The sequence below is a fragment of the Thermostichus lividus PCC 6715 genome (genome assembly GCF_002754935.1).
GTDB lineage: Bacteria > Cyanobacteriota > Cyanobacteriia > Thermosynechococcales > Thermosynechococcaceae > Thermosynechococcus > Thermosynechococcus lividus.
On record NZ_CP018092.1, the window covers coordinates 1,213,707 to 1,227,161 of the forward strand.

Sequence of the window (13,455 nt, forward strand, 5' to 3'; positions counted from 1 at the left end):
TATGCCGATGGCCAAAGGAGCAGGGTTCAGCGATGGGTTTCGTCTAAGAGGGCATTGCGCAAGTCCATGCCATCCATTTCCGCTTTGTAGAGGTTCGCGCCCTTAAAATTTGCGCGGCGAGCATTCGCCTTGTTCATTTTGGCGGCAATGAGAATGGCGTGCTCAAAATTCGCCTCAATTAAACTGGCACTCTCAAGAATGGCTTCTTGCAAAATAGCGCCCTTGAGATCTGTAAGGTGCAAATTGGCCTGAAACAAATTTGCCCGCGTGAGGTTGGCGTAGGCAAGGGTTGCTTCGACTAAATTCACCCGCCGCAGCAATGCCCCCACGAGGTTGGCTTGCCGCAAGTCCGCCATAGCAATGTTCGATTTATACAGGTCAGCCCCCGCGAGAGTGGCACGCTGTAAACAAGCCCCTTGTAAATCCGCCTCAATCAGATCGCTCATGTAGAGGTTGGCAGCAACTAGGTAAGCATCTTTGAGGAGGGCGTTCCGTAAATCTGCACCGGCCAAATTCACTTGCTCAAGATTGGCATTGGTGAGGTTGTAAAGCTCTAGATTCGCACCCGTTAAGTCTGCGTTCCCCAGATCTGGGTGGAGATTGCTATTTTTTTCACGCCATTGATTCCACGTCGTCACACCCTGCTGTAGGAGTGCCAAGTGTTCGGGGTTAGCCACGGCAGTGTGTCCTTAAGCAGTAGTGGAGCTGTTTTGATAACCGTAGAAATCAATGCGGTAATCAACGATTTTGACGCCAGTCTGGGCTTCGATGGCGCTGATCAGTTCGGTGGGCAGCTCAACATGAACATCCAGAATTTTTTGCGTATCTAGGCAGTTAACATGGCTGTGACTGTCGCTAATATTACCGTAGAGGCGACCATCGGCGCGCTCAACACACTCAATAATGCCGTGCTCTGAGAGTGCCTCTAGGTTTTGATACACGGAGGTGTGACCAATGTCTTTGCCTGCTTGGTTGAGGCGATCGTAGATTTGCCGCGCCGAAAGATGGTCTTGCACCTCCCAGAGGAGATCCAGAATGGCTCGCCGCTGCCGACTTAAGCGCAACCCCAACCGCTGACAGCGATCAATGGCATCTTCAAGAGAGCGGATTGGCGGTAGGGCACTGGCATCGGAAGTCATAAACACGGTGATGTCCTAAGGGAAATTGAGTCAATAGATGTTGCAGATAATGAACCCAACTCAACACAAATAATCAATTTTTGGCATTGGGTCTGTCTAACCTGTAGTCATTATGATAAACAATCCCGCTGGTATTATCAAATGGATTCATTGTCAATAGGTTCTGCTGGAGACTGCCACAGCAGATAAAACCCCAGAAAAGCAAACATCATCGCTGCGATCGCCTTGATAAGTTTGAACGGTACGACGCTTGCCAAGCTACTGCCAAGCAGAACGCCAAAAAAGGTCGTACAAACGAGGCCGCTGGCCACTCCAAGAAAAACTGCTGTTGTTGAGCGGGCGTTGGTGCCAAGGGTAATGGCCACAAGCTGGCTTTTATCTCCTAATTCTGAAAGAAAGACCACCGTAAAACTGAGAGCAAAGGATTGCCAATCCATAGAACTGTCTTCCTCAACCAGAGGGATGAAGCATATCCCACAACAACCAAACAGCGATCGCCAGTAAGCTAGTGCCGGTTAAGGTTTGTAGCCGTTGCGGTGACAAGTAGCGGGCTATCCAGCGCCCCAATAAGACCCCAATGAGGCTGGTACTGACGAGAGCCAGCGCCGCCCCCAGAAAGACTAACCATGGCGAGAGCGATCGCGCTGCCATCACGAGTACGACAAGCTGAGTTTTATCGGCAAACTCTGCTAGGAAAACCGTTAAAAAGGCAACAGCAAATTCCCGCCATGGTAGGGGACGACTACTCATGAGAACCCTTGAGAGTCTCTAGCTAGGCATCCGTGAGTTCGTCAGTGGAGGTGTTGCCATCGGTCGTTGTTTTGGCTTCAGTGCGGCTATCGGTATTCATCCGCCGTCCAAAGCGACCTGTGGAGCGTTTGCGAAATTTGCGGGCGTAGGCTTGGTTACGAAGGGCTTTCTCTTTTTTAGGATTGCGGCGTTTGGCCATGCTAACCTCAAGGATGGGGATACTGTCGGCAAGACACTTGCAATATAAAGACAGAAATTTTATCTTATCGGAATTGGTACAGTGAAACAAGAGTAAACTTCCCCTGACTGAAGTCAGGGGCTTTCAGTAGCCCTGAGCCTGTTATGTTCTGCAAGAGAACAAGACAGACCCGAGCCTCTAGGCTGGTTTACGACAGCCCCCAAAAGCGCAATTACGCTAGCACCATTGAAATCTGCGTCTCCTGTCCAGCCACAATGCCCGCACTTAAACTGCTTCCCAGTGCGATAGGACTGCTTTGGGTCGGGGTAAATATGCAGGCATCTGTGGCAAGTTTGACTACTGTAGCGAGGATTAACTAGCACTATTCCCACACCTGCTTTGAGTGCCTTGTAGCTAATGAAGCTACGCAGTTGGTAAAACGCCCAACTGTTGGCACGCCTACGCTCTGTTTTAGAACGAGGTACTTGATTAGTGCGCTCCCGTATCCCTGTCAGGTCTTCCAAAGCAATAACACTGCCCGTTGCTTTTGCCCTTGCCACAATGGTCTTAGAAATGCAGTGGTTCACCCATGCCTGAAAGCGTCTCTCCCTGCCAGATAGCCGTTTCACCAGTTCCCGACATCTACGCCTAGAACTGCGTGTGCCTTTACTGGCTTTCTGCTGGAGTACCGCCCTCAGTTTGGAGTAGTGGTCTCGTACCTTAGTTAACTGCTGTCCATGCCAGTTGTCTCCTTCCGATGTATGTGCAATGTCTGTCCTACCGAAGTCAACGCCCAAAACCCCATGTCCAGTCTGAGGTTCTGGCACTTCTTCCTTTACTTGGATGTGGATATAAAACTTACCATCTTTGCGTTTGCAGAGAGTGGCAGAAGTAGGCTTCTTGCCCTTGAGTTTTTCTATCTGGTAGTTACCCACCGCTAAGGGAATGCGTTCCCGTCCGTCTAGGGTGGAGAGGCTAACGCATTGTTCTTTCGCTCTGTAGTTAAACAGGCGAGCATCATAATCCACAGAAGTAGCCCTGAATCCCTTAACCTTTCCCACCTTGCGGTTAGCGGCAACTCTGGCACAAGCCCTGACAGCCAAGTTAGCGGTTAAGCCGAATTGCTGTCGTACTGCTCTGTAAACTTCTTTCTGAATACGGTTCTTGTTAGTAATGCTGGGGCAAATGGTACTGTTGATGTATCTGCAAGCCTCAGCGAAGCCCTGCAGAACTTGGTCTAGCTTGACAATTTGCTCTGCAGTGGGATTTAGTTGACAGACAATGGTCAGTATTTGCTGTGGCATGAGTTCATTTTATGCGCTTAAATGGTAATATGGCAACTGAAGTTGCTAAAGGAGCTTTCCTCCCTGTACTGAAGTACGGGGCTTCCAGCCCTAACCGTTGTGAAACAAGTAAGTTTATGGTAACCCGTACCTATCGCTCCACCCCTCACTGGCAACAGTGGGTCTTGTGGGTGACGCCGTCGTTGCGACGATCGCGGCGGCAACCACGCACTGCGCGGCAGCGGCGTACATTCCTGTATCCGTTGGTGGGGCTAGGGGGAGCACTGTTGCTGTGGCAAACGGATAGTCAGCTCCTGCTGGCCACCCTCAGTGGTGTGGGAACCGTGTGGCTGTTAGCGCGCTGGCAGCGGGTGCTCTACGAGTACGCTCAACACCTAAAAACGCAAGTAGCTCAGGCTGCCCAACACCCCCTAGGGGCTACGGTGGCCGCTGGGGCGATCGCCTGCTTGGGCACCTACACCCTCACCCATCTCTGGCAGGGTGCAACGGATCATTGGTTGGTCATTGCCCTTGTCCTACAAGGCGCCCTCTTACTAGCGTTACTCACGGTGTTGATCTGGGTGGCGGCTCAGCAGCAACAGCAGCAATTGCAGCGCTGGCTCCAAGAGCTGAGTCATGCAAATCCCTTACACCGTCTCATCGCCATTCGACAGTTGAGCTGCTTGGTGGATCGCGGCGATCGCCAGTGTGCTCAGGAAGCCCTCTACTTGCTCCTCAACCAAGAAACAGAGCCTCTCGTGCGGCGAGCCGCGTTGTCCGTTTTAGACCAGCTTGATGACACCCCATAACCCCAACTGGCTAGAGCGGTGGTGTATTGCCCACCTCACTCGCGCCATTGCTCGGGTGATTGACGTCGTGCCACAGCGCCTAGATTACGAGGGCTTTGTTGCCATTAGCCAGCAGGTGAAGCAGGGGCGATCGCCCGCAGCGCAGCAGCAGGTCATTGCCGCTGTTTTTGCCCAAGTTATTCCCCCATGGATCAGTACCATTGTCCGCACCCTATTTCGGCCAACGCGCTGGGTGTGTGAAACCAATGCTTGGTTTGCCACCCGCCTCACGGGCTGGTTAGTTGGATCTAGCGATCGCTACTGGGTGGAGGTGCTCTCCCCCAATCAAACTCCCCAACGGCAACTCAGCGGCGTGCGGATTCAAAAGTGTTACTACCTCGCACAAGCAGAGTGCGCGGCATTGTGCATCAATCTGTGCAAGCACCCCACCGAGGAGTTTTTTCGCAACCAGTTGGGTCTTCCCCTCACCATGACCCCCAACTTTAGCGATTACAGTTGTGAAATGGTCTTTGGCACCCCGCTGACCCCCATCCCACCCCCTGCCATTCCGCGCTGTTTTGAGCAGCCCCATCTTGACCCCTGCCCCCACGTTCTTGGTTCAACGCCGGGTGCGATCGCCAAAGAGGGCTAAATAATCTTGGCTTTCGGTGCCTAGCCAGCGATCCCAAAACGTAAAGTAAAGGCCATAGTTACAGTGAAATTGGCTGTGGTGCAAACTGTGGTGCGTCGCGCCAATGAACCACCGCCCCAGCCAGTGGGTAGCAAAGGAACGGGGATAGATCTCGAGATTCAAATGATTAATCACACTGGAAAGGGTCATCACGGTTAACTGCGCCACAATCGTGTAGGGATGCAGAGGCACCACCAAAATAACTGCCGGTAAAAACAGGGCTTGCAGCAGCGATTCCCACGGATGGAAGGCAAAGGCCGTCCACGGCGAAGCCACAATGCTGTGGTGATGTACCCGATGCACATGGCGATAAATACGGGGATGGTGCATCCAGCGATGCAACCAATAGTAGTAGGTTTCGTGCAACAGTAAGACCACTAAGAGGCTAACGGGCACGTACAGGTAATCCCGCCAAGACTGGAGATCGACATAGATAGCGGTCCAGCCCTGCTGCCAAATCACCGCCGTCACTGCCCCCGCCAGTGCAAAAATAGCCGAGGTGAGGAGCGACCAACCAAATTCCTGGCAAAATTGCCAGCGGCGATAGGGACGCAAATTGACGCGCCGCCTCCTGAGCGGGGTGTAACCTGCTAGGCCATAAAACAATGAAAAGAGACCGGCAATGAGGATAAGACGGCTGACAATCATTAAAAACATGACCCCAACCATAATCACAAAGAGGGTGGGGTCACTTAAGTTATAGGGAATCATGGTGGCAGGTGATGCAGCTCAGCGCCTAGAGCCAGCCCAGCCAGTGCAGAAAACCTTCGCCCGTCCAATATTCCCACGCCAGCAGTGCCACTAAGCCAATCATTGCGGCTCGACCGTTCATCCGCTCAGCAAAGGTATTAAACCCATACTTAGGGGTTTCTAGCTTTGGCGATCGACTAGGCTGTGTTTGCGATGCCATACCTACTCCTCGTCGTCGGTATTTTCTTCACCCTCTGGGAAGTAAAAGCCTTTGGCACGCTCAGTCAAAATTGATTTACCAATCGACAAGGCACGCTGTGCCTGAAGAGCGGCTTGACGTTTCCAAACAGCGCGGCGCATACTGCGCTTAGATTTCGAGGTTTTTTTCTTGGGGCAGGCCATGATGGTGTCTCGCCGAGTTCAACTTTCGCGATCTCTAACTATACTGCAAATATTGACCCGCAGCAAGTTTAAGGAGTGCTGGTACGGTGAATTCCCTGAACAGGTCTCTGCAACTATTTACCCTAGCGGCTAACGTCAATCTTTATGATGCCCCGACGGGCGATCGCCTCGCCACCCAAGGGGCGGCGGCACGCTTTCTGTGGGCACCGGCTCTGCAACCTGCACAACCCACCGCCCGGCTCTATGTTCAACTAGCGGAGGATGAGTACTGGGGCTGGCTTGACCCATCTGACTACCCGAAATTACAGCCGGCAACCACCCCCTATCAGCCCATCCCCTGCGATCGCGCCACCGTTGTCAGTGCTATTGAAGCCATTATTGAGTTTTGCGAAGCAGCCCGCCGGGTGCCCCACGAATACCTATGGGGCGGGACAGTGGCTCCCCACTACGATTGTTCGGGCTTAATCCAGGCCAGCTTTGCCAGCCAAGGGATTTGGCTCCCGCGGGATGCCTACCAACAGGAGGCCTTTACCACCCCCATCGCCCCCAGAGGCGCAACCATTGACGAAGTCTTACCCAAATTGGAGCGGGGCGATCTGATCTTCTTTGGTGCTAAGGAGAAGGCCACTCACGTTGCCCTGTACCTAGGGGAGGGGTACTACCTCCATAGCTCCGGTAAAGAGTGTGGCCGCAACGGCATTGGTGTTGATACCTTGCTCCCCAGTGCTGATCCGGTGGGTACCGCCTATCGGCAACAGTTCCGTGGGGCGGGGCGGGTGGCATCCAGCTACCTGCCCATGCCCAACTTCTGCGCCTTTTGATAGACTTTGCCTTCCGTGAGGAGGGACGGCGCAATCACAATTTCCACCTGCTGCATTTCCCGCAGGTCTTTCGCCCCCAAGGTGCCCATACTCGTTTGCAGTGCCCCCAAGAAATTATGGGTACCATCATCAAGCTGGGCGGGACCGCGCAAAATTTGCTCTAGGGTGCCCGTTGTGCCCACATGAATACGGGTTCCCCGAGGTAGCACCGGACTTGGGGTGGCCATCCCCCAGTGATAGCCGCGACCGGGGGCTTCCTTAGCGCGGGCAAAGGGCGACCCCATCATCACGGCATCGGCACCACAGGCAATACACTTACAGACATCGCCCCCCGTCACTAAACCGCCATCGGCAATGACTGCCACATAGCGTTGGCTTTCTTGGAAGTAGGCATCTCGCGCGGCTGCACACTCAGCGATCGCCGTCACTTGCGGTACCCCTACCCCCAAAACTCCGCGGGAGGTACACGCGGCTCCTGGCCCAATACCCACCAGAATAGCGGCAGCACCGCAGCGCATGAGGCTGAGCGCCACCTCGTAGGTCACACAGTTACCTAGAATCACGGGCATAGGCATCCGCTGGCAAAACGCCGCCAAATCTAGGGGTGCCACAGAGTCGGATGCCAGATGAAATGGTGACACTACCGTTGCCTGCACAAATACAAGATCGGCACCCGCCGCTGCCACCGTATCCCCGAAGCGACTGGCACCCGCAGGGGTTAAACTCACAGCAGCAATTCCCCCCTGGGACTTAATTTCATGAATGCGCTGCTTAATGAGGTCTGGTTGAATGGGTTGAGCATAAAGTTGCTGCATCAGGGGGACAAATTCGTCCACACTGACACTGGTAATCTGCTCGAGAATTGGGGCTGGATCGGCATAGCGCGTTTGAACCCCCTCGAGGTTCAATACTCCCAACGCCCCCATCTGGCTGAGTTTGACCGCCATTGTGACATCCACAACCCCATCCATGGCACTGGCAATAATCGGAATCTCTCGCTCAAGGGTGCCCAGTCGCCAGCGAGTATCTGCGAGTTGGGGGTCTAGGGTACGACTGCCGGGAACCAACGCAATTTCATCAATACCGTAAGCGCGACGGGCGGTGCGGTGTCCCCCAAGTTGAATGGTCATGGTGTTCCTCGTAGGTGCATTAGGTGGATAAAAGTATAGAGGTGCGGATATTGCCACAGCGCCTGTGACAATTTACAAAAATTTACAACTAATGTACCAGTAACCGCTACCCACTAGTTCACTGGTGGTTTGGGCGATCGCCGTATCGATTGAAACGATGCGGGGCGCGGTGGAGGCGCACCTAGCCGCTGCGGTCGTTGTGGGCGAGCACTCCCACCAGTTGCGGGACGGGGTTTGCGCTTCGGCTTCAGCTTGCGGGGGGGCAACACACCCACCACGGTGGCTTCATTGACCACTAGGGTGGTGCCTTCCCGCTGCACTTGAAAATCCCAAAAATAGCCCGGTGATTTCATAGAGACCGTCCCTTTAAGTTTGATCTTAAAGGCTCTGACTTTATCGCCACGGCGGCGCGGTAGTTGCTGCACTTTCACAACCACAAAGTTTTTGTCTTGGGAATTAAAAATAACTTCACCGCGCACCGAAAAATAGCCATCACTAACACCGGGATCGCTATCGATCGCCTGCTCTTGCTGCAAGCGTTCAGGTTCCCACACACCGACCACCTGCAGATGCAACCTAGCATCATTGTCCACCTCCCGGGTACGGGGATAGACCACCCACAGATGGGGCTCATTGAGATCAAGATATTTTTTAATCAGGTTCATCACCTGTCCCAACAGAACCGTCTCAATTTCAGCGCCGTCTTCCGTAATTAATACACCACGGTTAAATTCGGTTTCGCTAGCAGGGACATAGCGACCCCGCACAACGCCGATGGCGCGGTACTGCATGCGATCGCTGGGGGGGGGATGGGTTGCGGGCGACGGAGGATGTCTCCCTTAGATGGTTCAGATGGGTCAGCCACACTCATCTCTGGCATCTCTGGCTTGGGGGGGCTGGTTTTTTACTCCCTGAAGAGATACTGACAATTTCCGGGCGAGCTTTGGCTGGGGGTGTCAGTTCTGGGTCTGTTGCAGTGGGCGGCGTAGCTTGGCTTTTGGGCGGACGGGGGCGCTTGGCCCGGGGTTCAGGAGTCATAGCGGTTCTCGCAAACGTTTCCGGTCATGAACAGTTCAGCAACATTCAGTAGGGAAATGGGACACGGCAATGCTAAACAGCGTACCCTCAATTATGCGATGGGACTTGGGAGCTAAGCAACATCATTCCTATTGCTGTCTTTAATGGGGGGCTTCGGCGTGAACGATCGCCCCAAAGTCACCAATCACAGCAGCACAATTGCGCAATAGCCCCAGTAAGGCTAAACGATTGGCGCGCAGGTGATTCTCGTCTGCCATAACCAGCACGCTCTCATCACCATCAAAAAAGCGACTGACGATGGGGGTGAGGGTTTGTAGGGTGGTGACAATGTCGCTATAGGTGCGAGTTTGCTGTGCTTGCTTCACGGTGGGCAGTGCCGCTTTCAAAGCCGCATAAAACTCTTTTTCAATAGGAGCTTCGAGAAACTTAGCCTTGACCGCTCGCAAGTCCAACCGCTGTGGGTCTAAGTCTCCCTGCCGCGCCAAGCGAGCAGCGCGATTCACCGTAGGATAGATGGTTTGCAACTGGCCAGAATCACGCAACTGCTGTAAAAACCGCGCGCGATCGCCCGCGTCAAGGACATCGGCAAGGGCGCGGTTCTGAAGATCGGGCACATCGTCAGGACTAATGGCATTCACCAGATCGTAGTCAATCCCCTGCTCGTCCTGCAGGAGGGTGCGCAACCGTTGACTAAAAAACTGGCTAAGTTGGGCGTAGAGATCGTTGGGGAGAGTTTAGCCTGAAATTGCTGGCAGAATTGCTGGCTGCCCTCCTGCAACAGTTCCAGCAGATTAAGGCGTAACCGTCCGTGCCACAGGATGGTAATGATGGCGTTGGCGGCTCGCCGCAGGGCAAAGGGATCCGACGACCCCGTAGGGCATAATCCCAACCCAAATAACGCAATCAGGGTATCTAGGCGATCGGCCAGACCAACCACCTGACCAGTGAGGGTCTGAGGGAGTTTATCCCCCGCAAAACGTGGTAAGTAATGCTCAAGGATGCCGGTGGCAACCGCTGGCGATTCTCCAGATACGGTGGCATAAACTTGACCCATATACCCCTGTAGCTCCGGGAACTCCCCCACCATCTGGGTGACCAGATCGGCTTTGCACAGATAGGCGGTTCGCTCAATCGCGGCGCGATCGGCGGCTGAACAATTGAGCGCCTTGGCAATGGTGGTGGCAAGGGCAGTGATTCGCTCTACTTTAGCGGCCATAGATCCTAGCTCATCCTGGAACGTGACCGCTGCCAATTTGGCCACATAGCTCTCTAGGGGCTGGGCTGTATCGGCGTTATAGAAAAATTCTGCATCTGCAAGCCGAGCGCGGATCACCCGCTCATTGCCTGCGCGAATGAGGGGAGTGGCGGTGGGAGCGCCATTACTAATGGTGATAAAGGCAGGTAGCAGGGCTTGGCGTTGGTTATCGGTATAAACCGGAAAATACCGCTGGTGCGAGATCAACACCGTGGTGATCACCTCTAGGGGTAGCCCTAGAAATCGTGGCTCAAAGGCTCCTAGAACGGCTGTTGGCCACTCTACCAAGTGGGTGACCTCCTCCATCAGGGGAACCTCCAGATCGACCCAGCCCCCTACCTCCTTAGCCAGCTCCTGAATTTGCTTGCGGATTGTTGCTTCACGGGCGCGGGGATCCACGAGCACCCCTGCGGTTAAGAGCGCTCTAGCGTAGTCCTTCCCATGGGACAGGGCAATCGTCTCTGAGGCTAGGACGCGATGGCCTTGGGTGTGGCGATCGCTGACAATGCAAACTGAATGGCTGTGCAACGTCAAGGGCAGCACCTGATCATCCCAGAGCAGCACTAACCAACGAATCGGGCGCGCAAATCGTAGGTCCCCATCTCCCCAGCGCATAAAACGAGGCCCGTCAAGAGTCTCTAGCCACTGCCGACTCAGGTGGCTCAACAGATCAGGCGTGGGTTGACCAGGGCGGACTTGCCGCAGATAGACCACGTCTCCCTTGGGGGTGGCTCGCACCTCAATCTCCTTCAGGTCTCCTTGGCGAGAGCGCAAGAAGCCGAGCAACGCAGGCGTGGGTTCGCCATCGCGAAAGGCAGCACTGGCAGCTGGCCCTTTGATCTCGAGGGACTGATCTGGCTGCTGGGCTGGTAGATCCTCAATGAGCACGGCTAGGCGACGAGGAGTGGCTAACACCTGAACCGTGCCACTAAGACCATGCTCCTGCAACGTTGCCGGAACGATCGCTTGCCACTGGGCGATCGCGCTCGCAACAAACCGAGCCGGTAAATCTTCCGTTCCCACCTCTAAAAGGAACGTATGCTGAGCAGACTTTGGCATGAACCTTGAATACGAGATGGATGAGCTTAGCGATTTGCGCGAGCATGAACGGCTTGCGCTTCGTCGGGATGAATTCCCAAGCGAGTGAGGTTAATGCGTCCTTTGTTATCAACTTCGCGAATTTTGACGACGATTTCATCGCCAACATTCACTTCATCCTCGACCTTGCCAACCCGATACTCGGCCAATTGGGAAATGTGGATCATGCCCTCTTTTCCGGGTAGAAACTCAACAAATGCGCCAATGGGGATAATCCGCGTCACTTTACCCAAATAGACATCCCCCGCATTGAGTTTACGGGTTAAGGCTTCAATGGCACTGCGAGCCTGCTTGGCATTTGCAGCATTGGGCGCACTAATGGTCACGATTCCGTCTTCGGCAATATCAATCTTGACTCCAAACTGCTCGGAAATGCCGCGCACTGTTTTCCCCCCAGGACCAATGACTAGGCCAATGGTATCGGCGGGGATCTGCAACGTCAGCAACCGTGGCACACTATCGCGCAACTCTAAGCGGTGGGTGCCAATAACCGCCAACATTTTTTCAAGAATATGCAGTCGGGCGGGTCGTGCCTGCTCAATCGCCTGCTTGATCACCGCCACGGGTAGGCCGGTAATTTTCATGTCCATTTGCAGGGCGGTGATGCCACTATCTGTCCCCGCAACTTTGAAGTCCATATCTCCAAGAAAATCCTCAATGCCCTGAATATCGGTGAGGATGCGAATTTCATCGCCTTCTTTAATCAGCCCCATCGCTGCGCCACTCACCGGTTTGCTAATGGGCACGCCGGTATCCATCAGCGAGAGGGTGGAGCCGCAGACTGATGCCATGGAGGTGGAGCCATCGGAGGACAACACTTCCGACACAACACGGATGACGTAGGGAAACTGATCTTTGGGCGGTAGCACTGGTTCAAGGGCACGCTCTGCAAGGGCACCATGGCCAATCTCCCGTCGTCCGGGAGAGCGCAACGGCCTGACTTCCCCCACAGAATAGGGGGGAAAGTTGTAGTGGTGGAGGTAGCGCTTCGTGTCTTCGGGGTGGAGATCGTCGAGCGCTTGGGCATCTGCCGGGGAGCCAAGGGTGGTCACCGACAAGACTTGGGTTAGGCCACGGTTAAACAGGGCACTGCCATGGACGCGATCTGGCAGCACACCAACTTCGCACCAAATGGGTCGTACTTCGTCTAAACGGCGACCATCCACCCGCACGCCCTCGGTAATAATTTGCTGACGCATCAGTTTCTTGGTGACGGCCTTAAAGAGGGTGGCCAGGGCTTTAGGGTTGGCGGCGGCGGCAACAGCCACTGGATCCTCTGGGGGCAGATTGGCAATCTCTTGGGCGATCGCCCCTTGCACCTCATCTAGGGCAGCATCCCGAACATTTTTATCTTTCTCAAAGCGCTTGAGAATCGCCTTCACAGGATCAACGGCGCGTTCATAGATAAAGTTTTCTAGGGTGGGGTCAACCACTGGCGGCGGCGCTTGGACAATCTCTAGCCCTAGCTCTGTGAGCAGATCCCGCTGGGCTTGGATGAGGTCTTGGATGACTTCATAGCCAAAATCAATGGCCTCGACCATATCGGCTTCAGGGAGTTGGTTGGCGCCGGCTTCGACCATCACCACACCGTCAGGCGTACCTGCCACGACTAAATCAAGGCCACCGCGTTCAATTTCTTGGTAGGTGGGGTTAATAATAAATTCATCCCCGACCAGTCCCACCCGAACCGCCGCCATCGGGCCATGAAAGGGAATTTGCGCCAGCAACACGGCGATGGAGGCACCGGTGACTGCCAACACATCAGGGGGCACATTTTCATCGAGGGACACCGTAGTCGCAACCACTTGCAAATCATCCCGTAACCACTGGGGAAAGAGGGGCCGCAAGGGACGGTCGATGAGGCGACCAATGAGAATTGCTTTTTCGGGGGGGCGACCTTCACGCCGTAAAAAACCGCCAGGAATGCGACCAGCGGCATAAAGACGCTCTTCGTAGTCCACGACAAGGGGGAGAAAATCGATACCTTCGCGGGCACCGGCGCGATTGGCTGTCACGAGAACTGCTGTTTCACCGGAGCTGATGAGAATTGAACCCGCTGCCTGGGGTGCAAACTTTTGCAGTACAACCTTAATATCCCTGCCATCTAGGGGGATAATCTTTTCCAGACCATTCATTTGTGCTCTATTCTGTCCTTTTATTTCTTCTTCTTTACTAGGATAGCTGCTTCTGCT

Annotated in this window: 15 protein-coding genes and 1 pseudogene; 3 read left to right on the forward strand and 13 right to left on the reverse strand. The window is 54.3% G+C overall.

Going from position 1 to position 13,455, the window contains the following annotated elements:
• Positions 1-26 precede the first annotated feature (26 nt).
• From BRW62_RS06095 to BRW62_RS06120, 6 genes are all read right to left on the reverse strand, one after another.
• Positions 27-677, reverse strand: a complete 651-nt coding sequence (locus tag BRW62_RS06095; RefSeq protein ID WP_099798705.1) for a pentapeptide repeat-containing protein — start codon at positions 675-677, stop codon at positions 27-29.
• A 12-nt stretch (positions 678-689) separates the two neighbouring features.
• Complete coding sequence (locus tag BRW62_RS06100; protein ID WP_099798706.1) at positions 690-1,139, reverse strand: Fur family transcriptional regulator; 450 nt, start codon at positions 1,137-1,139, stop codon at positions 690-692.
• Positions 1,140-1,276: 137 nt separating this feature from the next.
• Positions 1,277-1,576, reverse strand: a complete 300-nt coding sequence (locus BRW62_RS06105; RefSeq protein ID WP_099798707.1) for a TMEM165/GDT1 family protein — start codon at positions 1,574-1,576, stop codon at positions 1,277-1,279.
• 13 nt (positions 1,577-1,589) lie between these two features.
• Positions 1,590-1,889: a TMEM165/GDT1 family protein gene (locus BRW62_RS06110; protein ID WP_099798708.1), complete on the reverse strand. Its 300-nt coding sequence runs from the start codon at positions 1,887-1,889 to the stop codon at positions 1,590-1,592.
• 22 nt (positions 1,890-1,911) lie between these two features.
• A complete protein-coding gene (locus tag BRW62_RS06115) occupies positions 1,912-2,088 on the reverse strand; it encodes a hypothetical protein (protein WP_099798709.1) in 177 nt (58 codons plus the stop codon).
• A gap of 113 nt (positions 2,089-2,201) precedes the next feature.
• Positions 2,202-3,371 (reverse strand): RNA-guided endonuclease InsQ/TnpB family protein, encoded by a 1,170-nt coding sequence (locus BRW62_RS06120; protein WP_099798710.1) that lies wholly within the window; start codon positions 3,369-3,371, stop codon positions 2,202-2,204.
• A 116-nt stretch (positions 3,372-3,487) separates the two neighbouring features.
• Here BRW62_RS06120 and BRW62_RS06125 point away from each other — a divergent pair, with 116 nt between their 5' ends.
• Both BRW62_RS06125 and BRW62_RS06130 read left to right on the forward strand, forming a co-directional pair.
• A complete protein-coding gene (locus BRW62_RS06125) occupies positions 3,488-4,159 on the forward strand; it encodes a hypothetical protein (RefSeq protein WP_099798711.1) in 672 nt (223 codons plus the stop codon).
• Positions 4,146-4,790, forward strand: a complete 645-nt coding sequence (locus tag BRW62_RS06130; RefSeq protein ID WP_099798712.1) for a DUF4033 domain-containing protein — start codon at positions 4,146-4,148, stop codon at positions 4,788-4,790. The genes BRW62_RS06125 and BRW62_RS06130 overlap by 14 nt, the downstream gene beginning before the upstream one ends.
• On the opposite strand, the gene BRW62_RS06135 is transcribed toward BRW62_RS06130, so the two are convergent.
• Genes BRW62_RS06135 through BRW62_RS06145 form a run of 3 tightly spaced genes read right to left on the reverse strand, consistent with a single transcriptional unit; the run spans position 4,758 to position 5,921 of the window.
• A complete protein-coding gene (locus BRW62_RS06135; protein WP_099798713.1) occupies positions 4,758-5,540 on the reverse strand; it encodes a sterol desaturase family protein in 783 nt (260 codons plus the stop codon). The two genes, BRW62_RS06130 and BRW62_RS06135, sit on opposite strands and share 33 nt — an antisense overlap.
• A 25-nt stretch (positions 5,541-5,565) precedes the next feature.
• Positions 5,566-5,739, reverse strand: a complete 174-nt coding sequence (locus tag BRW62_RS06140; protein WP_099798714.1) for a hypothetical protein — start codon at positions 5,737-5,739, stop codon at positions 5,566-5,568.
• Between the two features lie 2 nt (positions 5,740-5,741).
• Positions 5,742-5,921 carry a 50S ribosomal protein L32 gene (locus BRW62_RS06145; protein ID WP_099798715.1) on the reverse strand — a complete coding sequence of 60 codons (180 nt, stop codon included), beginning with the start codon at positions 5,919-5,921 and terminating at the stop codon, positions 5,742-5,744.
• An 86-nt stretch (positions 5,922-6,007) separates the two neighbouring features.
• On the opposite strand from BRW62_RS06145, the gene BRW62_RS06150 reads away from it, so the two are divergent.
• Complete coding sequence (locus BRW62_RS06150) at positions 6,008-6,742, forward strand: C40 family peptidase (RefSeq protein ID WP_227517615.1); 735 nt, start codon at positions 6,008-6,010, stop codon at positions 6,740-6,742.
• On the opposite strand, the gene BRW62_RS06155 is transcribed toward BRW62_RS06150, so the two are convergent.
• The 4 genes and pseudogenes from BRW62_RS06155 to BRW62_RS06170 all read right to left on the reverse strand — a co-directional run bounded on the left by BRW62_RS06155 (position 6,709) and on the right by BRW62_RS06170 (position 13,398).
• Positions 6,709-7,872, reverse strand: a complete 1,164-nt coding sequence (locus BRW62_RS06155; protein WP_099798716.1) for a GuaB3 family IMP dehydrogenase-related protein — start codon at positions 7,870-7,872, stop codon at positions 6,709-6,711. The genes BRW62_RS06150 and BRW62_RS06155 overlap by 34 nt on opposite strands.
• Before the next feature lie 113 nt (positions 7,873-7,985).
• Positions 7,986-8,663 (reverse strand): hypothetical protein, encoded by a 678-nt coding sequence (locus BRW62_RS06160; RefSeq protein WP_198406193.1) that lies wholly within the window; start codon positions 8,661-8,663, stop codon positions 7,986-7,988.
• Positions 8,664-9,050: 387 nt separating this feature from the next.
• A pseudogene (glyS, locus tag BRW62_RS06165) lies at positions 9,051-11,224 on the reverse strand (glycine--tRNA ligase subunit beta).
• A gap of 26 nt (positions 11,225-11,250) precedes the next feature.
• Entirely contained in the window at positions 11,251-13,398 is a 2,148-nt protein-coding gene (locus BRW62_RS06170; RefSeq protein ID WP_099798717.1) for a polyribonucleotide nucleotidyltransferase, read from the reverse strand.
• Positions 13,399-13,455 lie beyond the last annotated feature (57 nt).

Coding starts and splice junctions, on each gene's coding strand:
- BRW62_RS06145 (WP_099798715.1), bottom strand. CDS start 5,921: ATGGCCTGCCCCAAGAAAAAAACCTCGAAATCTAAGCGCAGTATGCGC.
- BRW62_RS06130 (WP_099798712.1), top strand. CDS start 4,146: ATGACACCCCATAACCCCAACTGGCTAGAGCGGTGGTGTATTGCCCAC.
- BRW62_RS06170 (WP_099798717.1), bottom strand. CDS start 13,398: ATGAATGGTCTGGAAAAGATTATCCCCCTAGATGGCAGGGATATTAAG.
- BRW62_RS06110 (WP_099798708.1), bottom strand. CDS start 1,889: ATGAGTAGTCGTCCCCTACCATGGCGGGAATTTGCTGTTGCCTTTTTA.
- BRW62_RS06140 (WP_099798714.1), bottom strand. CDS start 5,739: ATGGCATCGCAAACACAGCCTAGTCGATCGCCAAAGCTAGAAACCCCT.
- BRW62_RS06135 (WP_099798713.1), bottom strand. CDS start 5,540: ATGATTCCCTATAACTTAAGTGACCCCACCCTCTTTGTGATTATGGTT.
- BRW62_RS06125 (WP_099798711.1), top strand. CDS start 3,488: ATGGTAACCCGTACCTATCGCTCCACCCCTCACTGGCAACAGTGGGTC.
- BRW62_RS06120 (WP_099798710.1), bottom strand. CDS start 3,371: ATGCCACAGCAAATACTGACCATTGTCTGTCAACTAAATCCCACTGCA.
- BRW62_RS06105 (WP_099798707.1), bottom strand. CDS start 1,576: ATGGATTGGCAATCCTTTGCTCTCAGTTTTACGGTGGTCTTTCTTTCA.
- BRW62_RS06160 (WP_198406193.1), bottom strand. CDS start 8,663: ATGCAGTACCGCGCCATCGGCGTTGTGCGGGGTCGCTATGTCCCTGCT.
- BRW62_RS06155 (WP_099798716.1), bottom strand. CDS start 7,872: ATGACCATTCAACTTGGGGGACACCGCACCGCCCGTCGCGCTTACGGT.
- BRW62_RS06115 (WP_099798709.1), bottom strand. CDS start 2,088: ATGGCCAAACGCCGCAATCCTAAAAAAGAGAAAGCCCTTCGTAACCAA.
- BRW62_RS06100 (WP_099798706.1), bottom strand. CDS start 1,139: ATGACTTCCGATGCCAGTGCCCTACCGCCAATCCGCTCTCTTGAAGAT.